The sequence below is a fragment of the Ensifer sp. VA4 genome (assembly GCF_055710065.1).
In genome coordinates, this window is sequence record NZ_JBVQPO010000002.1 from 201,312 (window position 1) to 217,699 (window position 16,388).

16 protein-coding genes and 3 pseudogenes are annotated in these 16,388 nt (G+C 63.0%); 12 read left to right on the forward strand and 7 right to left on the reverse strand.

The features are described from left to right. Positions 1 to 23 precede the first annotated feature (23 nt). From gshB to rsmI, 6 genes and pseudogenes are all read right to left on the reverse strand, one after another. Positions 24 to 971, reverse strand: a complete 948-nt coding sequence (gene gshB / locus AC0C6X_RS03890; RefSeq protein ID WP_247960858.1) for a glutathione synthase — start codon at positions 969 to 971, stop codon at positions 24 to 26. Between the two features lie 214 nt (positions 972 to 1,185). After that, on the reverse strand, positions 1,186 to 1,989 hold the full coding sequence (locus tag AC0C6X_RS03895; RefSeq protein ID WP_472951971.1) for an endonuclease: 804 nt from the start codon (positions 1,987 to 1,989) through the stop codon (positions 1,186 to 1,188). A gap of 112 nt (positions 1,990 to 2,101) precedes the next feature. After that, positions 2,102 to 3,165 (reverse strand): annotated as a pseudogene (locus tag AC0C6X_RS03900) (ABC transporter ATP-binding protein). A 66-nt stretch (positions 3,166 to 3,231) separates the two neighbouring features. Continuing rightward, positions 3,232 to 3,567: pseudogene (locus AC0C6X_RS03905) on the reverse strand (ABC transporter permease subunit); the annotation flags it as partial. A gap of 108 nt (positions 3,568 to 3,675) precedes the next feature. Continuing rightward, positions 3,676 to 4,044 (reverse strand): YraN family protein, encoded by a 369-nt coding sequence (locus tag AC0C6X_RS03910; RefSeq protein WP_173515278.1) that lies wholly within the window; start codon positions 4,042 to 4,044, stop codon positions 3,676 to 3,678. Further along, entirely contained in the window at positions 4,034 to 4,963 is a 930-nt protein-coding gene (gene rsmI / locus AC0C6X_RS03915) for a 16S rRNA (cytidine(1402)-2'-O)-methyltransferase (RefSeq protein WP_376741613.1), read from the reverse strand. The genes AC0C6X_RS03910 and rsmI overlap by 11 nt, the downstream gene beginning before the upstream one ends. A 252-nt stretch (positions 4,964 to 5,215) precedes the next feature. Here rsmI and dnaN point away from each other — a divergent pair, with 252 nt between their 5' ends. From dnaN to AC0C6X_RS03950, 7 genes and pseudogenes are all read left to right on the forward strand, one after another. Next, positions 5,216 to 6,334, forward strand: a complete 1,119-nt coding sequence (gene dnaN / locus AC0C6X_RS03920) for a DNA polymerase III subunit beta (protein WP_173515276.1) — start codon at positions 5,216 to 5,218, stop codon at positions 6,332 to 6,334. 235 nt (positions 6,335 to 6,569) lie between these two features. Beyond that, a complete protein-coding gene (gene pmtA / locus AC0C6X_RS03925) occupies positions 6,570 to 7,172 on the forward strand; it encodes a phospholipid N-methyltransferase PmtA (protein WP_173515275.1) in 603 nt (200 codons plus the stop codon). 4 nt (positions 7,173 to 7,176) lie between these two features. Continuing rightward, a pseudogene (locus AC0C6X_RS03930) lies at positions 7,177 to 7,480 on the forward strand (hypothetical protein). 3 nt (positions 7,481 to 7,483) lie between these two features. Beyond that, positions 7,484 to 8,188: an orotidine-5'-phosphate decarboxylase gene (gene pyrF, locus AC0C6X_RS03935; RefSeq protein ID WP_173515274.1), complete on the forward strand. Its 705-nt coding sequence runs from the start codon at positions 7,484 to 7,486 to the stop codon at positions 8,186 to 8,188. Positions 8,189 to 8,301: 113 nt separating this feature from the next. Continuing rightward, a complete protein-coding gene (locus AC0C6X_RS03940; protein ID WP_247960856.1) occupies positions 8,302 to 8,589 on the forward strand; it encodes a DUF1330 domain-containing protein in 288 nt (95 codons plus the stop codon). Positions 8,590 to 8,710: 121 nt separating this feature from the next. Next, the gene (locus tag AC0C6X_RS03945) at positions 8,711 to 9,691 is read left to right on the forward strand and encodes a complex I NDUFA9 subunit family protein (protein WP_173515272.1); all 981 of its coding nucleotides are present in this window, start codon (positions 8,711 to 8,713) and stop codon (positions 9,689 to 9,691) included. 236 nt (positions 9,692 to 9,927) lie between these two features. Continuing rightward, on the forward strand, positions 9,928 to 10,089 hold the full coding sequence (locus AC0C6X_RS03950) for a hypothetical protein (protein WP_173515271.1): 162 nt from the start codon (positions 9,928 to 9,930) through the stop codon (positions 10,087 to 10,089). Positions 10,090 to 10,323: 234 nt separating this feature from the next. Here the strand turns inward: AC0C6X_RS03950 and AC0C6X_RS03955 are convergent, their stop codons facing one another. After that, positions 10,324 to 11,130 (reverse strand): undecaprenyl-diphosphate phosphatase, encoded by an 807-nt coding sequence (locus tag AC0C6X_RS03955; RefSeq protein ID WP_472951974.1) that lies wholly within the window; start codon positions 11,128 to 11,130, stop codon positions 10,324 to 10,326. A gap of 183 nt (positions 11,131 to 11,313) precedes the next feature. Between AC0C6X_RS03955 and AC0C6X_RS03960 the strand changes: the two genes are divergently transcribed. The 5 genes from AC0C6X_RS03960 (at position 11,314) to AC0C6X_RS03980 (ending at position 16,313) form a co-directional block, all read left to right on the forward strand. After that, positions 11,314 to 12,006: a glutathione S-transferase family protein gene (locus AC0C6X_RS03960; RefSeq protein WP_173515269.1), complete on the forward strand. Its 693-nt coding sequence runs from the start codon at positions 11,314 to 11,316 to the stop codon at positions 12,004 to 12,006. Further along, positions 11,987 to 13,189: a tRNA epoxyqueuosine(34) reductase QueG gene (gene queG, locus AC0C6X_RS03965; RefSeq protein WP_472951976.1), complete on the forward strand. Its 1,203-nt coding sequence runs from the start codon at positions 11,987 to 11,989 to the stop codon at positions 13,187 to 13,189. The genes AC0C6X_RS03960 and queG overlap by 20 nt, the downstream gene beginning before the upstream one ends. Continuing rightward, positions 13,177 to 14,052, forward strand: coding sequence for an SDR family oxidoreductase (locus AC0C6X_RS03970; protein ID WP_472951978.1), 876 nt, complete (start codon positions 13,177 to 13,179; stop codon positions 14,050 to 14,052). Before queG ends, AC0C6X_RS03970 begins: the two co-directional genes overlap by 13 nt. A 461-nt stretch (positions 14,053 to 14,513) precedes the next feature. Beyond that, positions 14,514 to 14,888 (forward strand): septal ring lytic transglycosylase RlpA family protein, encoded by a 375-nt coding sequence (locus tag AC0C6X_RS03975; protein ID WP_173515266.1) that lies wholly within the window; start codon positions 14,514 to 14,516, stop codon positions 14,886 to 14,888. Positions 14,889 to 15,023: 135 nt separating this feature from the next. Beyond that, a complete protein-coding gene (locus tag AC0C6X_RS03980; protein ID WP_173515265.1) occupies positions 15,024 to 16,313 on the forward strand; it encodes an RsmB/NOP family class I SAM-dependent RNA methyltransferase in 1,290 nt (429 codons plus the stop codon). Positions 16,314 to 16,388 lie beyond the last annotated feature (75 nt).

Genomic DNA, 16,388 nt, shown 5'->3' on the forward strand with positions numbered 1-16,388 from the left:
CACGCAGTAGGAAGAGCGTCGGATCAGGCGCGCTTGTGCTCGATCGCGTCCCAGAGCAGGCTGGCTATGTCGGCGCCGCCGAATTTCTTCACTTCGCGGATGCCGGTCGGCGAGGTGACGTTGATCTCGGTCATATAGTCGCCGATGACGTCGATGCCGACGAAGAGGAACCCGCGGGCCTTCAGCGCCGGGGCGATACGGGCGCAGATTTCCTTTTCGCGGGCCGTCAGTTCGGTCGGCTCGGGCCGGCCGCCGGCATGCATGTTGGAGCGGGCGTCGTGCGCGGCCGGAACGCGGTTGATGGCGCCGACCGGTTCGCCGTCGACGAGCAGGATGCGCTTGTCGCCCTTGCGCACCGCCGGCAGGTATTCCTGGGCAATGAAGGGCTCGCGGAACATCTGGCCGAACATTTCGAGCAGCGACGACAGGTTGCGGTCGTCACGGGTCGAGTGGAAAACACCAGCGCCGCCATTGCCGTAGAGCGGCTTCAGGATGATGTCGCCCATCTCCTGGCGGAAGCTGGCGATCTCGGCGGGGTCGCGGGTAATCAGCGTCTTCGGCATCAGGTCGGCGAATTCGGTGACGAAGATCTTCTCCGGCGAGTTGCGCACCCAGGCCGGATCGTTGACGACCAGCGTCTTCGGATGCAGGCGCTCCAGAAGGTGGGTCGAGGTGATGTAGGCCATGTCGAAGGGCGGGTCCTGACGGAGCAGGATGACGTCCATGGTCGAAAGATCGACGCGCTCAGCCTCGCCAAGCGTGAAGTGATCGCCCTTGACGTCGCGCAGCGTCATCTGCTGCACGCTTGCATAGACCTTGCCGTCGCGCAGCGACAGTTTTTCGGGCGTGTAGTGGAAGAGGCGATAGCCGCGCGACTGTGCCTCGAGGCTCATCGCGAAGGTGGAGTCACCCGCAATGTTGATGCCCGACACATGATCCATCTGGACCCCGACATTGACGATTTTCGCCATCTTCCCGTCCCTATTGCATCACGGAAACCCGCGATCGATTTCAAACCGCCAGAGCGGAGTGGCCGCGGAAATCGCACACCATTCTACTCTGAAAAAGCCCGCAACATGTAGAATGCGGGCGGGCCTTAGGCAAGGCGAGGTGAGGCTATTCGAAGCCTTCGACGAGGCAGGTGATGAGATCGTGATCCGAGAGCGGCCGGACGGACGGATCGAGCTAGGGAATGATCCTGGTTTCGCCGATCGTCAGCCCCCGCGAAACGAACCAGTCGAGCTTCATCGCGCGCTCCGGCCAGCGGGTAATCAGGCTCGGTCGGGTGGTCATCACCTCGAGCGGGCCGCCGTGGCGGGTGAAGCCGCGGGCGGTGCTCATGGCAAAGAGCCCTTCCGCCTCGAAGTCGCCGCCGGCATGGTTGCCAGTGTTGAGATCGCCACCGATCAGCATGGGCAGGCCCGGGAAGGCCTCGTCGAGCGCATCGATCAATTCCCTGACCTGGCGCTCGCGATAGGCGGCAGTGGTGGCGCTTTCGAGATGGGTGGAGACGGCGACGAAGGGACCCGCCTCGGTCTCGATGACGGCGCCGATCGCGAAGCGTTCGCCAAGGCGCGGCTGTTCGCCATCCGTAAACCAGAGGCGCTCGCCCCAAAGCCGCAGCATGAAGGGCCGGCTGAGCGGCACCGACGCCATCAGGGCATTGCCGTGAAACCCCTTGGCGTTGAAATCATCCTCGCAGAATTCGCGCTCGGTGTCGGAGCCGAGGCCAAGCTCGATGAACTCGATGCCATAGGCGTAGTGCATGCCGAGTCTATCAGCGACTTCGGCCGTCGGATGGCGCTGGCCGGTGCGGGCCATGCCGTTGTCCATTTCCGAAAGCAGAACGACCGGCGCTTGCGTTGCGGCGAGATGCGCCGCGCTTTCCGGTGGAAACAGGCAGCGCTCCAGGTTCCAGGCAGCGACCGTAAACGGAAGCGCGAGCGGCATGGTCGAGGATGGCGCGCCGCCGACCTCGATGCTGTTCATCTCCGGGCGCGCGGCATGGCTGCGTCATGGGCTGCGACGGTGCGCACGATCCCGGCAAAACCAGCACGGACTTCAGCCGATGGAACGACAAGTTGCTCTACGGTTTCGTGGATCACGATGCGGTCTCCAGGCGCAGGCTCTGCGCCGACTGATCGTCGCCCGCGACAGACGTGCCGCGCTCCAGCCGCTTGCCGGTTTCGGGCGAGAAGAAGTGCAGGCGGTCGACGGCGATCGTCACGGCAAGATCGCCGGACAGCGGCGTTTCAGGAGAGAGAGCGATCGTCAGCTGCTGATCGGCAATGGTTCCGTGCACGAGACGCTGCGCGCCCAGCTCCTCGACATAGTCGACCTGGAACAGCATGGCGTCCTCACCGACGGCAGCGAGCCTGAGGTCCTCGGCGCGCAGGCCGACGGTGACGGCGCCTTCCACCGGAGCGCGACCGGCAAGGGCAATCTTGTAGAGACCGATCTGCAGGCTGCTGCCTTCGATGTGCCCCTTCACCAGGTTCATCGCCGGCGAGCCGATGAAGCTCGATCTGCTCGATGCGGCCGCCGTTCAGCACTACCAGCCGGTCGGCGAGCGTCATCGCCTCCAGCTGGTCGTGGGTGACGTAGAGCGAGGTCGTGCCGAGGCGCTTCTGTAGCCGCTTGATTTCGCCGCGCATGGAGACGCGCAGCTTGGCGTCGAGGTTGGAGAGCGGTTCATCGAAGAGGATGGCCGCTGGCTTGCGCACGATGGCGCGGCCCATGGCGACGCGCTGGCGCTGGCCGCCGGAGAGCGCGCGGGGCTTGCGGGAAAGATAGGGCTCGATCTCCAGCATGCGGGCGGCTTCGGCGACGCGGGCATCGATCTCGGCCTTCGGCCGTCTTGCGGTTCCTGAGGGCATAGGCAAGGTTGTCGTAGACGGTCATGTGCGGATAGAGCGCATAGTTCTGAAAGACCACACCGCGCTCGGCCGGATCGACGTCGTTGATGACGCGTGAACCGATCGTCACCGTGCCCTTGGACATCGTCTCGAGGCCCGCGACCATGCGCAGGAGCGTGGACTTGCCGCAGCCGGACGGACCGACCAACACGATGAATTCGCCGTCCTCGATGTCGATCGAGACGGATTTCACCGCCTCGACATTGCCGTGAAAGATCTTCGAGACCTCGGCGATGGTAATGGCCGCCATGGCTGCCTCCGTTGAAATGGTGCCGTTTCGGGAGCGGGCGGGAGACTTGTCCCGCCGCCGCTCCGCCTACTTGTCGCTTTCCGTCAGGCCCTTGATGAACCAGCGCTGGAAGATCACGACGATCATCACAGGCGGCAGCATGGCGAGGATCGCCAGCGCAAAGGCCTCGTTATAGTCGGGAATGTTCGAGCCGACCCAGACGAGCAGGATCTGCTTGATGCGGCGCACCAGCGTGAAGAAGCCTTCGTCGGTGGTCATCAGCGTCGGCCAGAGATACTGGTTCCAGCCGTAGACGAACATGATGATGAAGATCGCCGCCATCATGGTGCGCGACAGCGGCACCAGGACGTCGATGAAGAACTTGAACGGTCCCGCGCCATCGATGCGCGCCGCCTCGACAATGACAGGCTGGTTACGCTTTTGTGTCGGAACGATTACAAATTCGACAATATGTTCCAAGACGGGATGCCGGCGGAACACCGCGATCATTTTCCCTGATCCCGCCCCGGTTCAGAAGGCATCCGGCAGGTGCCGCGGCCAACCCCAGGGCGTCACCGTGACGATGTCATAACGCACTGAAAGCCTGCTGAAATCCGGTTGTTTGGCCAGCCAGAGATCGCTCGCAGCGCGAATACGCTTTTGCGCCGTGGCCGTCACCGCGAAGACGCCGTCTTCGGCCGAGCGGCGCGCCTTGACCTCGACGCAGGCAATGAGGTCGCCGCGCCTTGCGATGATGTCGATCTCGCCGAGCTTGGTGCGATGGCGCATGGCGACGATGCGATACCCCTTCAGCAACAGGCAGAGTGCTGCGCGATACTCGGCGAGGTATCCGCGCCTCAGCGCCTTCAGTCTCCGCCGATCGCCCGCATCAGTCGCCATGGCGCTCCTTCAATTGCAGCAGGCGGTCATAGAGTTCCCTGCGCGGCAGGCCAGTCTGGCGGGCAGCTTCGGTCGCCGCCTTGCCTGCCGGCATGTCGGTGATGAGGCTTAGCAGCAGGGCGTCGACATCGGCCGCTTCCGGCTCGGGTGCTGCATCCGGCGGACCGATGACGAGAACGATCTCGCCTTTGACGGCACCTGCCTCTTCATAATGGGCGGCAAGCTCGCCGAGCGTGCCACGGCGGAACTCCTCGAAGGTCTTGGTGAGCTCGCGGCAGACGGCAGCCCGTCTCCCCTCGCCGAGCACCTCGGCCGCGGCCGCTACCGTCGTGGCAATCCGGTGCGGCGATTCAAAGAACATGATCGTCGCCGGCACGGTCGCGAATTCCTTGAGGCGATCGCGCTTCGCCTTGTCCTTGGTCGGCAGGAAACCGGCAAAGAGGAAGGCGTCGTTCGGCAGGCCAGAACCGACGAGGGCGGCGAGCGGCGCCGAGGCACCGGGGATCGGCACGACGCGGTGTCCCGCCTCGATCGCAAGCTGGGCCAGGCGGTAGCCGGGATCGGAGACCAACGGCGTACCGGCATCGGAGACGAGTGCGACCGATCGCCCTTCGGCGAGCGCTGCCAGCAACCGTGGCCCGGCCTCGTCGGCATTGTGTTCATGGTACGCATAGGGCCGGTTCACGATGCCGTAGCGGTCGAGCAGCACGCGCGTGACCCGCGTGTCCTCGCAGGCGAGCACATCGGCGCCGGCGAGCGTTTCCAGCGCCCGCAGCGTGATATCGCCGAGATTGCCAATCGGAGTTGCCACCAGATAGAGTGCGGCATCGAGCGGACGGGCCGGGACGCTGACATTGTGCAGGCGATAGCTGCGCTCTCTCTGCCCGCCGGATGGTTCCGATATCTTCTGTTTTTCCACCTGCAACGTCCTGATCATGCTCGCCGAAGCGCCTGTTCGGACTTTATGAGTGAGCCGGCACGGCAGGGCAAGGGTCGAGCGGCGAGCCGGCGTACCACATCTGGGGACAGAAGCCCTCAAACCCCTTGCTTTCCGGGCGCTGTTTCTGCCATTTTGCCGGTCCACATCTTTCCGGTCGGTCGGCCGGGACACTCGCAGTTGACGCTCAGGCGGGCGCCTCGTCCGCCGGGCAATGGTTGAAAGCGGCATCCCATGCGCATTACTCTCGAGCGGTCCAACCTCCTGAAATCGCTGAACCACGTGCACCGCGTGGTCGAGCGGCGAAACACGATCCCGATCCTCTCGAACGTGCTCTTGCGTTCCGACGGCGCGAGCCTGGAAATGAAGGCGACCGACCTCGACCTCGAAATCACCGAGGCGACGCCGGCGCAGGTGGAACAGTCGGGCGCGACCACGGTGCCGGCGCATCTGCTCTACGACATCGTGCGCAAGCTGCCCGACGGTTCGGAAGTGCTGCTCGCCACCAATGCCGAGGGCACGGCGATGACCGTTGCCTCGGGCCGTTCGAAATTCTCGCTGCAGTGCCTGCCGCAGTCCGACTTCCCGGATCTCACCGCCGGCAGCTTCTCGCACTCCTTCCGCCTCAAGGCGACCGACCTCAAGATGTTGATCGATCGCACCCAGTTTGCGATCTCGACCGAGGAAACCCGCTACTATCTCAACGGCATCTTCATGCACACCGTCGAGAGCAAGGGCGAACTGAAGCTGCGCGCCGTCGCCACCGACGGTCACCGCCTCGCCCGTGCCGACGTCGAAGCGCCGTCGGGCTCCGAGGGCATGCCGGGCATCATCATCCCGCGCAAGACCGTCAGCGAATTGCAGAAGCTGCTCGACAATCCGGATCTCGTCGTCACCGTCGAAGTGTCCGATGCCAAGATCCGCCTGACCATCGGCTCGATCGTCATGACCTCGAAGCTGATCGACGGCACTTTCCCGGATTACCAGCGCGTGATCCCGGCCAACAACGACAAGGAACTGCGCGTCGATTGCCAGTCCTTCGCCCAGGCCGTCGACCGCGTGTCGACGATCTCGTCCGAGCGCGGCCGCGCCGTCAAGCTGGCGCTGAGCGAGGGCCAGATGACGCTGACGGTCAATAATCCGGATTCCGGCAGTGCTACCGAAGAACTGCCCGTCGGTTACGAACACGACCCACTCGAAATCGGCTTCAACGCCAAGTACCTGCTCGACATCACCTCGCAGCTGACCGGCACCGATGCGATCTTCATGCTGGCCGATCCGGGTTCGCCGACGCTCGTTCGCGATCTTGCTGCCGAAGACGCGCTTTACGTGCTCATGCCGATGCGCGTGTAACCGGGCCTGACGTGGTGCGAATACCAACCCGTCACGCCTGCGCGTGACGGGTTTTTTATTGGTCGATCCATCCGGCGGCTGTTGATAAGCGGACGCTTTCAGGCGCAGATAGACTTGTTTTTGCCGCAGATGGGGACACATTATTATTGCCGCCGCCGCGACCGGCTCGAATCAGCGAGCGAGGATCCATAGCGGGCGGCCGTATGAGGAGAGGACGACGGTTTTGAGGGGTTCAATGAATTTGCGCGTGAAGGTGAAGGAACGGCTCGGACGGAAGTTCGACGAGGAAATTCGCTTTTTCAAGGGATGGATGAGCAATGCCAAGGCTGTCGGCGCAATCCTGCCGACCTCTTCCGTTACCGCGCGCCGAATGGCGAGCGTCATCAATCCCGCCTCGGGCCTGCCGGTTCTCGAGCTGGGCCCGGGCACTGGCGTCATTACCAAGGCAATTCTGGAACGCGGCCTGCCCGCATCGAGCCTGGTCTCGGTCGAATATTCCACCGACTTCTATAACCAGCTCAAGGTCAACTTCGCCGGCGTCAACTTCGTCAATGGCGATGCCTTCGATCTGGAACATACGCTCGGCGAACTGAAGGGGCAGACCTTCGACAGCGTCGTCTCGGCGGTGCCGCTTCTGAACTTTCCGATGCACCGGCGCGTCGAACTGATCGAGGATCTGCTGTCACGCATCCCGGCCGGCCGGCCGGTCGTACAGATTTCCTATGGACCCCTGTCGCCCGTCGTCGCCATGCCGGATCGCTACAGCATCCAGCACCTCGACTTCGTCGTGCGCAACATCCCGCCGGCACAGCTTTGGGTCTATCGTCGGGCGCACTGACGGAATGTTCGGCGTCTACGTCACCCATCCGCGGGTCCAGATCGATCCGGACGTGCCCATTCCGCGATGGGGACTTTCCTCCGTTGGCCGCGAGCGTGCGGCCAGAACTGCGGCCTTGCCTTGGGTGCGTTCGCTCGGCAGGGTCGTCTCGAGCGACGAAACCAAGGCGATCGAGGCTGCTCGGCGCACCGATTGCCCGCAGTTCCGACCAGAAGGGTAGTGGCGGCGGCAACGTCTTCGCTTTCCGCCTTGCGGATCGCGCCGTCGCATGCGACTGGACCGTCATGGAAAACTGGCAGGGGATCTAGACGATGACCGAAACCGCGCGCGACAGACTGATCGTGGGCCTCGACCTTCCGACGATCGCCGATGCCGAGAGGATCGTGTCGACGCTCGGCAACGAGGTCTCCTTCTACAAGATCGGCTATCAGCTGGTCTTTGCCGGTGGGCTCGAATTCGCGCGCGACCTTGCCAAGAGCGGCAAGAAGGTCTTCCTCGACATGAAGCTGCTCGACATCGACAACACGGTTGCCAAGGGTGTCGAGAACATCGTCAAGATGGGCATGTCGATGCTGACCCTGCACGCCTATCCGAAAGCGATGAAGGCGGCCGTCGAGGCTGCCAGGGGTTCCGACCTCTGCCTGCTCGGCGTGACCGTGCTCACCTCGATGGACGAGCAGGACGTGATCGATGCCGGCTATGAATACGATCCGCATACGCTGGTGCTGCGCCGGGCCGAACAGGCGCGCGCGGCCGGCATGGGCGGCATCGTCTGCTCGGCCGAGGAATCCGCCGCGGTCCGCAAGATCATCGGGCCGGACATGGCGCTGGTCACCCCGGGCATCCGCCCGGCCGGCGCCGACAAGGGCGATCAGAAGCGGGTGATGACGCCGGCCGAAGCGCTGAAGGCCGGCTCCAGCCATCTCGTCGTCGCGCGCCCAATCGTCGCAGCCACTGAGCCGCTTGCCGCCGCCCGCGCCATTCTGGCGGAGATGGACGGGGCTCTCCCGCGCTGACGCGGGAAGTATTCCTGACGCTGGGCGGTCCCATGTTGATCCGCTTGACCTCGATCAAAATTTGCCGGAAGTAACTGCCGTCGGCCCCGGTGCCGAAAGACGAGGAGCTCAACATGGCCAAGGGATACTGGATCGCACGGGTCGATGTCCGCGACCCCGAGCGCTACAAGGATTATGTGGCGGCAGCAAAGCCGGCCTTCGAGAAATACGGCGCGAATTTTCTCGCGCGCGGCGGTGAACATCATCGCCTCGAGGGAGGCGTTCGTGCGCGCAACGTCGTCATCGAATTTCCGTCGCTGCAGGCAGCGGTCGACTGTTACAACTCGCCCGAATATCAGATTGCCGCTGCGATCCGCCAGGAAGTCGCCGACGCGGAGATGGTCGTCGTCGAAGGCATCTGACGGCCTGGCATCCCCATCTTCCGACAGGTCCTACAAGCCGCGTGGATTGGCCTTCACCTCTCGCGGCTGTTGGGCTATGTAGCAATCAATTCTTTCCTTTGCGATCAGGAGTGCGTTTCCCATGACCTTGTCCAACCTTCCGCCGCTGGTGACGATTTTCGGCGGATCCGGGTTCGTCGGCCGTCATGTCGTGCGCGCGCTCGCCAAGCGCGGCTACCGCATTCGTGTTGCCGTTCGCCGGCCGGACCTTGCCGGCCACCTGCAGCCGCTCGGCAATGTCGGCCAAATCTCCTTCGTCCAGGCGAACCTGCGTTATCGTAAATCCGTCGACCGCGCCGTCGCAGGCGCCGACCACGTCATCAACTGCGTCGGCGTGCTGTTTGAAAGCGGCCGCAACACCTTTGATGCCGTCCAGGACTTTGGCGCGCGCGCCGTGGCGGAAGCTGCGCGTAGCGTTGGCGCCACGCTGACGCACATCTCCGCGATCGGCGCGGATGCGTCCTCGCCGTCGCAATATGCCCGCAGCAAGGGTCGTGCCGAGGCGGCGATCCTGGAAACGAAGCCTGACGCGATCATCCTGCGTCCTTCGATCATCTTCGGACCCGAGGACGGCTTCTTCAACAAGTTCGCCAGCATGGCCCGTTCTTCGCCGATCCTGCCGCTGATCGGTGGTGGTCACACCAAATTCCAGCCGGTCTACGTGACCGACGTGGCGGAGGCCGTCGCGCGCGCCGTCGACGGCAAGATTGCCAAGGGCAAGATCTACGAGCTCGGCGGCCCGGATGTCTTGAGCTTCCGCGACTGTCTCGAGATCATGCTGAACACGATCGACCGCAAGCGCACGCTGGTGTCGCTGCCCTTCGGCGTTGCGTCCCTCATCGGCCGCATCGCGTCGATGGTCCCCTTTATCAAGCCGCCGCTCACGGCGGACCAGGTAGTGTTGCTGAAATCCGACAATGTCGTCTCGGCAAAGGCGGTTTCGGAAGGACGCACGCTCACCGGCATCGGCATCGAGCCGACCATGCTGGAATCGATCCTGCCGACCTATCTGGTGCGCTATCGCCCGCAGGGCCAGTACACCCGCAGCGGCCGCGCCGCCTGATCGCTGCGAAGCCCATCTTCTTTTGAACGGCCGCCGGCACCCGCCGGCGGCCGTTTGCTGTGGTATTCGAGCAACAGCGTTGCAGTTCTGCCGCAGTTAATAAAGCGAATGGCATTTACTGCAAATTCAACATGTCCTGATATTGATCATGTCATATCCAGCGACTAAACACCGCCTCGCGCCCGGATCGCAAGGCACGGCGGGCGGCAGCAGCAATCTCGAAAGGCATAGCGTCCATGGGCAAGTCGATCGCAATCTTTTTTGCGTCTGCGGCACTGATCATTCTGGCTGGCTCATTCATCGCGCCGAACACGGTCGCGAGCAGCGGCAAGGATTGCGCGCCGGCCTATGGCGTCGATCCCTGTACGACGGCATCGATCGATCTTTCCGGCCACTGAGGCGGGCGCCCCTCAGATCACGTAGTTCCGAACGGAAGGCCGCTTCGCGCTTTTCCCGGAATTGCTTCGAGGGGCATATCTAGAGTTATTGGCGGGGGCCAGTAGCCGCGTGCGTTTCACCTTGAGACGCACGCGGCTTTGTATTTTGGGCCCAGTGAGAGATCAAAGAAAACTGAGGCAACAGAAAAGGCGCGTCCGAGAACGCGCCTTCGTTTGCGGATAGCAATCCCGGGTTCAGCCAAGCAGCCAGAGGCCGATCAGGCCGGCCGCACCGACGAGGATGCGCCAGATGGCGAACGGCGTGAAGCCGCGCCGCGAGACGAAGTCCAAGAGCGAACGCACGACGAAGATGCCGGCAACGAAAGCCGCGATGAAGCCGACGGCGATCAGCGTGAAATCGTCGAAGGAAAGCGCGTCGCGGTTCTTGTAAAGATCCAGCGTGAACGCGCCGACCATGGTCGGCATCGCCAGGAAGAACGAGAACTCCGCGGCCGAGCGCTTGTCCGTCCCCATCAGCAGGGCGCCGGCGATCGTGGCGCCGGAGCGCGAGGTACCGGGGATCATCGCCAGGCACTGAAACAGGCCGATCTTCAGCGCCAGCGACGGCGGATAGTCTATCACATCGGTATAGCGCGGCTTCAGCGGCAGATGGTCAATCGCATAGAGGATGACACCGCCGACGATCAGCACGACGCAGATCAGGCCAGGCGTTTCGAACAGCACCGCTTTGATGAAATCATGGGCGATTGCTCCGATGACGGCCGCCGGCAGGAAGGCGATCAGAACGGACAGGACGAAGCGGCGCGCCTTGATGCTCGTCGGCAGCGCCAGCGCAATCGACAAAAGCTTCTGGAAATAGACGAGCAGGATCGCCAGAATGGCGCCGAGCTGGATGAGGACGGCGAAGGTATTGCCCGGCGACTTGAAGCCGAGAAAGTGGCCGGCGAGGAGGACGTGCGCCGTCGACGAGACAGGGATGAACTCCGTCAAGCCCTCGATGAGCCCGAGGACGAGCGCGCTGATGATCGATTGATCCGCCATATATGAGATTTTCCTGACGTGTTTTGGAGTGGGAGGAAAAAGGCTGATTCGCTTGTGTTTGCCACCACAAATTTCTATAGCTCTATCACAGGAGCCGTGGCCAGACGCTTGCGCCGCCACGCTGACGCCCCCTGCAAAAAGCTGACGCCCCCTGCAAAAAGACTCTGAGAAGCAAGATCATCGATGCCGACACTGTATCATCACCCCATGTCCGCCGCTTCACGGTTCGTCCGCCTTATCCTCTCGGAATATGGCTATCAGACGGAATTGTCGGAGGAGCAGCCCTGGGAGAACCGGCGCGACTTCCTGGCCTTGAATCCGGCCGGGACGTTACCGGTGTATGTTGACGACAGTATGAGAGCGCTCTGTGGCGCCACGATCATCTCGGAATATCTCGACGAGACGAACGGCATCATGAAGCGGGATCGTCGGCTTCTGGCGGAAGACCCGTTCCAGCGCGCGGAAATCCGCCGCCTGGTCGAGTGGTTCCTGCAGAAGATGGAAGCGGACGTCACCAGGCCGCTGGTGCGCGAGCGGATCTTCAAGCTGCAGATGACGCCGGACCAGGGTGGTGGTGCGCCCGACAGCAAGATCCTGCGCACTTCGCGCGCGAATATCCGCCAGCATATGAAGTATCTCTCCTGGCTCGCGGGGTCGCGCACCTGGCTTGCCGGCGACCGCATCTCCTATGCAGATCTCGCGGCGGCCGCGACGGTGTCCGTGCTAGATTATCTTGGCGAGATCGACTGGTCGGATGCCCCGACCGCCAAGGAGTGGTATCAGCGGCTGAAGTCCCGCCCCTCCTTCCGCCCGCTGCTTTCCGAGCGCGTGCGCGGCGTAACCCCGGTTCCGCATTATGCGGACCTCGACTTCTGAGGCTGAAACCGTGCCCGGCATCGCTGCCAAGGCTGACAGTGGGGATCGACGGCGGCTGAAGCTGACCGAATTTCTGAAGGCTGAGGCGGCAGACAAGGGCTTCGATCTCTGTCGCATCACCCGGCCGGACGCCATTCCCGAGGCGCCGGCTCGGCTGCAGGACTTCCTCGACGACGGCTTCCACGGCACGATGGACTGGCTCGCCGAGACTGCCGAGCGACGCTCCGACCCGCGAACGCTCTGGAGCGAAGTGCGCTCGGTCGTGATGTTCGCGATGAATTACGGGCCGGAAGACGATCCGCGCGGAATTCTCCAAAAGACCGATCGCGGCGCGATCTCGGTCTACGCCCAGAACCGCGACTATCACGACGTCATCAAGGGCAAGCTCAAGGAAGTCGCCACACGGTTTGCCGCGCGTGCAGGCGAGGATGTCAAGGTCTTTGTCGACACCGCCCCGGTAATGGAGAAACCACTTTCGGAAAAGGCCGGTCTCGGCTGGCAGGGCAAGCACACCAACCTCGTCAGTCGCGAATTCGGCTCCTGGCTGTTTCTCGGCAGCCTGTTCACCACAGCGGAACTCATCATCGACGAGCCGGAGCGCGACCGTTGCGGCTCCTGCCGCGCCTGCCTCGATGCCTGCCCGACCGGCGCTTTCCCCGCACCCTATCAGATCGACGCGCGGCGCTGCATTTCCTACCTGACGATCGAGCACAAGGGGCCGATCGATCCGGAACTGCGGCCGCTGATGGGCAACCGCATCTACGGCTGCGACGACTGTCTCGCCGCCTGTCCCTGGAACAAGTTCGCGCAGGCTGCTTCCGAAATGAAGCTGAAGGCGCGCGAGGATCTGAAGGCGCCGTCGCTGGAAGCCTTGCTCGACCTCGACGACCCGGCCTTCCGCAGCCTGTTCTCGGGCTCGCCGGTCAAGCGCATCGGCCGCGACCGTTTCGTGCGCAACGTGCTGATCGCGGCCGGCAACTCCGGCGATCCGGCGCTTGCGCCTGCGGTCAAGGCGCGCATCGATGATCCCTCGCCTGTGGTGCGGGCGATGGCGGTCTGGGCGCTGTCACGATTGGTCGCGCCGGCAGCGCTTGCAGAATTTGCCGAACAATGCGAGCCAGAGACGGACGAAGACGTCCTCAACGAATGGCAGATGGCAGGAGTGAGCCGATGCATGTCCTGATCCTTGGCGCCGGCTACTCCGGTACGGCAATCGCGCGGGCGATGGCTCCGACGGCGACAAGCGTTGTCGGCACCACCCGCACCGGGGAGAAGGCGGCGAAGCTTGAAAGGGCCGGCGTCCGCCCGATCCTGTTCGATGGAGAAACGGTCTCCGACGAACTCGCAGCCGCGCTTGGCCAGGCGACTCATCTGATCCAGTCGATCGCGCCCGGCCGCGACGGCGATCCGATGTTCCGCGCTTCCAGCCCGGATCTCGCGCAGCTGGCTCCGAACCTCAAGTGGATCGGCTATCTGTCGACGGTCGGCGTCTATGGCGACCATGGTGGAGCATGGGTCACCGAGGACATGCTGCGCAAACCGGTTTCGGCGCGCTCGGTCGAGCGGGTGGAAGCAGAGGACGGCTGGATTGCCTTCGGCGTCAGGCAGAACATCCCGGTCGCGGTGCTGAGACTTGCGGGCATCTACGGCCCGGGACGCAACGCCTTCTGCAATCTCGCAAACGGCACGGCCCGACGCCTGATCAAGCCGGGACAGGTGTTCAACCGCATCCGCGTCGAGGACATCGGTGCTGCCACCCTGTTCCTCGCCACCAGTGGTACGGGCGGCGTCTTCAACATTACCGACGATGAGCCGGCACCGCCGCAGGACGTTGTGGCCGAGGCCGCGCGGCTGATGGGCGTCGAGCCGCCGCCGGAGATCCCGTTTGAACAGGCGGAACTCTCGCCGATGGCCCGCTCCTTCTATGGCGAGAACAAGCGGGTATCGAACGCCCGCATGCGCGCCACCGGCTTCGCGTTCGCGTATCCGAATTATCGCGTTTCGCTTGCGCAGCTCTGGCAATCCGGCACGTGGCGCAACGCCTGAAACGCAACGCGGCGTACAATCGATAACATAACCCGAAATGCTTATAGAAAGCCGATAGTCTGTTCATCAGTAACGGCGCCACGAACGCCGCCAGAATTGTGACATTCTCTGGATATTCCTTCGATACTTGATGAAGTGAATACAACCTGTGCGCTAGTTGCGAATTTTCGACCATCCGGAATCCGGAAATTTCGTCCAATTCGAAATTTTTAATGAATTTTTTCGTTTACCACTGAGTTGCGCCTGCGTGCGGAAGGCCGCCAGCGTTCAACCGCTGATTCCAAAGAACTTCCCGGCCCCTTTTAAACTATTTCAAACAATCTTCGTTTTTGAATTTTCGTCCTTTTTTAATAATTCCTAATAGAACGTAAATGGTTGAAGCACGTTTTCGCCATTTTTCGCCCCAATTAGCGGTTCTCAGAAGTTTTTTAATCAACCATTTGACCGAGGGGATCGCCAGTTTGACGCCAGCGAAGATCAAGACAGCTGCCGCTGCAGCGCTGTTCACGACCGCTATCGGTCTCGTTTCCGTTTCCGATAGCCATGCAGCCGGCGCCGGCTGCGGCGGCGCATCCTGGTATGCGCTGAGTTCCAGGACCGCCTCCGGCGAGCGCATGAATGCGGCACACCTGACCGCCGCCCACCGCAGCCTGAAATTCGGAACCAAGGTTCAGGTCACCAACAAACGCAACGGCAAGAGCGTGATCGTTCGCATCAACGATCGTGGGCCGTTCATCCGCGGACGCGTCATGGATCTTTCCAAGGCCGCGGCTTCGCAGATCGGCATGGTACGCTCCGGCACCGCCAGCGTCTGTTATCGCGTCGTCAATTCCTGATCTTGAAATACTGCCGTCCGGCCAATCGTCGGGTGGGTTTACTTGAGAAAGACCGTTCTCGGCGGTTAATCTTCTCCGCCGTCTTGCTCTTCGATGCCATCGCCGCTACCACGGCGAAAAAGGAGTTGATCGAAGATGCGTTTGGGCGGCAGGCTCGCTGGAGCCATTGAGGTTCTTGAGGATATCGAAAAGCGGAAGCGCCCGGTCGCCGACGCGCTCAAGGATTGGGGCCTTTCCCATCGCTTCGCCGGATCCGGCGACCGCTCCGCGATCGGCAACATCGTCTACGACGCCCTTCGCATGAAACTCTCGCACGCCTACCTGATGGACAGCGACAGCGCCGCAGCGCTCGGCCATGCCGTCATGTACCGCCAATGGGGCTTCAGCCCGGAAGCGCTCGCCGCCGAGCTCGACGGCGACAAATTCGCACCGGAAGCCCCTTCCGCCGAGCGCATGCAGGCCTTCACGACGCGGCGTCTCGAAGACGCGCCGGCCTATGTCCAGGGCGACATTCCCGAATGGACGCAGGCCTCCTTCGAGGAAAACTTCTCCGACGACTGGCTCGATGAAGCCAAGGCGCTCGCCGGCCGGCCGACGCTCGACCTGCGTGCCAATACGCTGAAGGCCTCGCGCGCCAAGGTGCTGAAAGCGCTGGAGCGCAGCGGTGCGGAACCGGCGACGATCGCTCGCAACGGCATTCGCATTCCCGCCGGCGAAGGCGCCTCGCGCCTGCCGAACGTGACGGCGGAACTTTCCTTTCAGAAGGGTTGGTTCGAAGTCCAGGACGAGGGCTCGCAGATCGTTGCCGATCTCGCCTTTCCCCAGGAAGGCGAACAGGTGCTCGACTATTGCGCCGGCGGCGGCGGCAAGACGCTCGCCATGTCGGCGGCGATGAACAACAAAGGCCAGGTGCACGCTTACGACACCGACCGCAAGCGCCTTGCCCCGATCATCGAGCGGCTGAAGCGCGCTGGCACCCGCAATGTCCAGGTGCATGAATCCGCCGAAAGCCTGGCGCCGCTCGCCGGCCGCTTCGACCGCGTGCTGGTCGATGCGCCCTGCACCGGCACCGGCACCTGGCGCCGGCGGCCGGACACCAAGTGGCGGCTCAACCAGAAAAACCTCGAAGAGCGCATCTCCCAGCAGGAGGAAGCGCTGGCGAGTGCCGCCCAGTTCGTCCGGCCGGGTGGCCACCTCATCTATGTCACCTGCTCGGTGCTGCCTGAGGAAAACGAGGCCCAGGTCTACGGCTTCTGCGAAGACAATCCGGAATTCGAGATCCGGTCGGCCGCCGACATCTGGGCGACGCTCTTCGGGACCGACAAGCCGCAGCCCTGGTCGGCCGACATGAAGACGGTGACGCTGACGCCCGCGTCCACCGGCACGGACGGCTTCTTCTTCTGCCTGATGCGACGCAAGGGCTGAGCCCTTCGCCGGCCGCCGAACGCACGGCATCAGATTTAAAAGGTTCTAAACTATACACTTTGACACAAGTTTGCT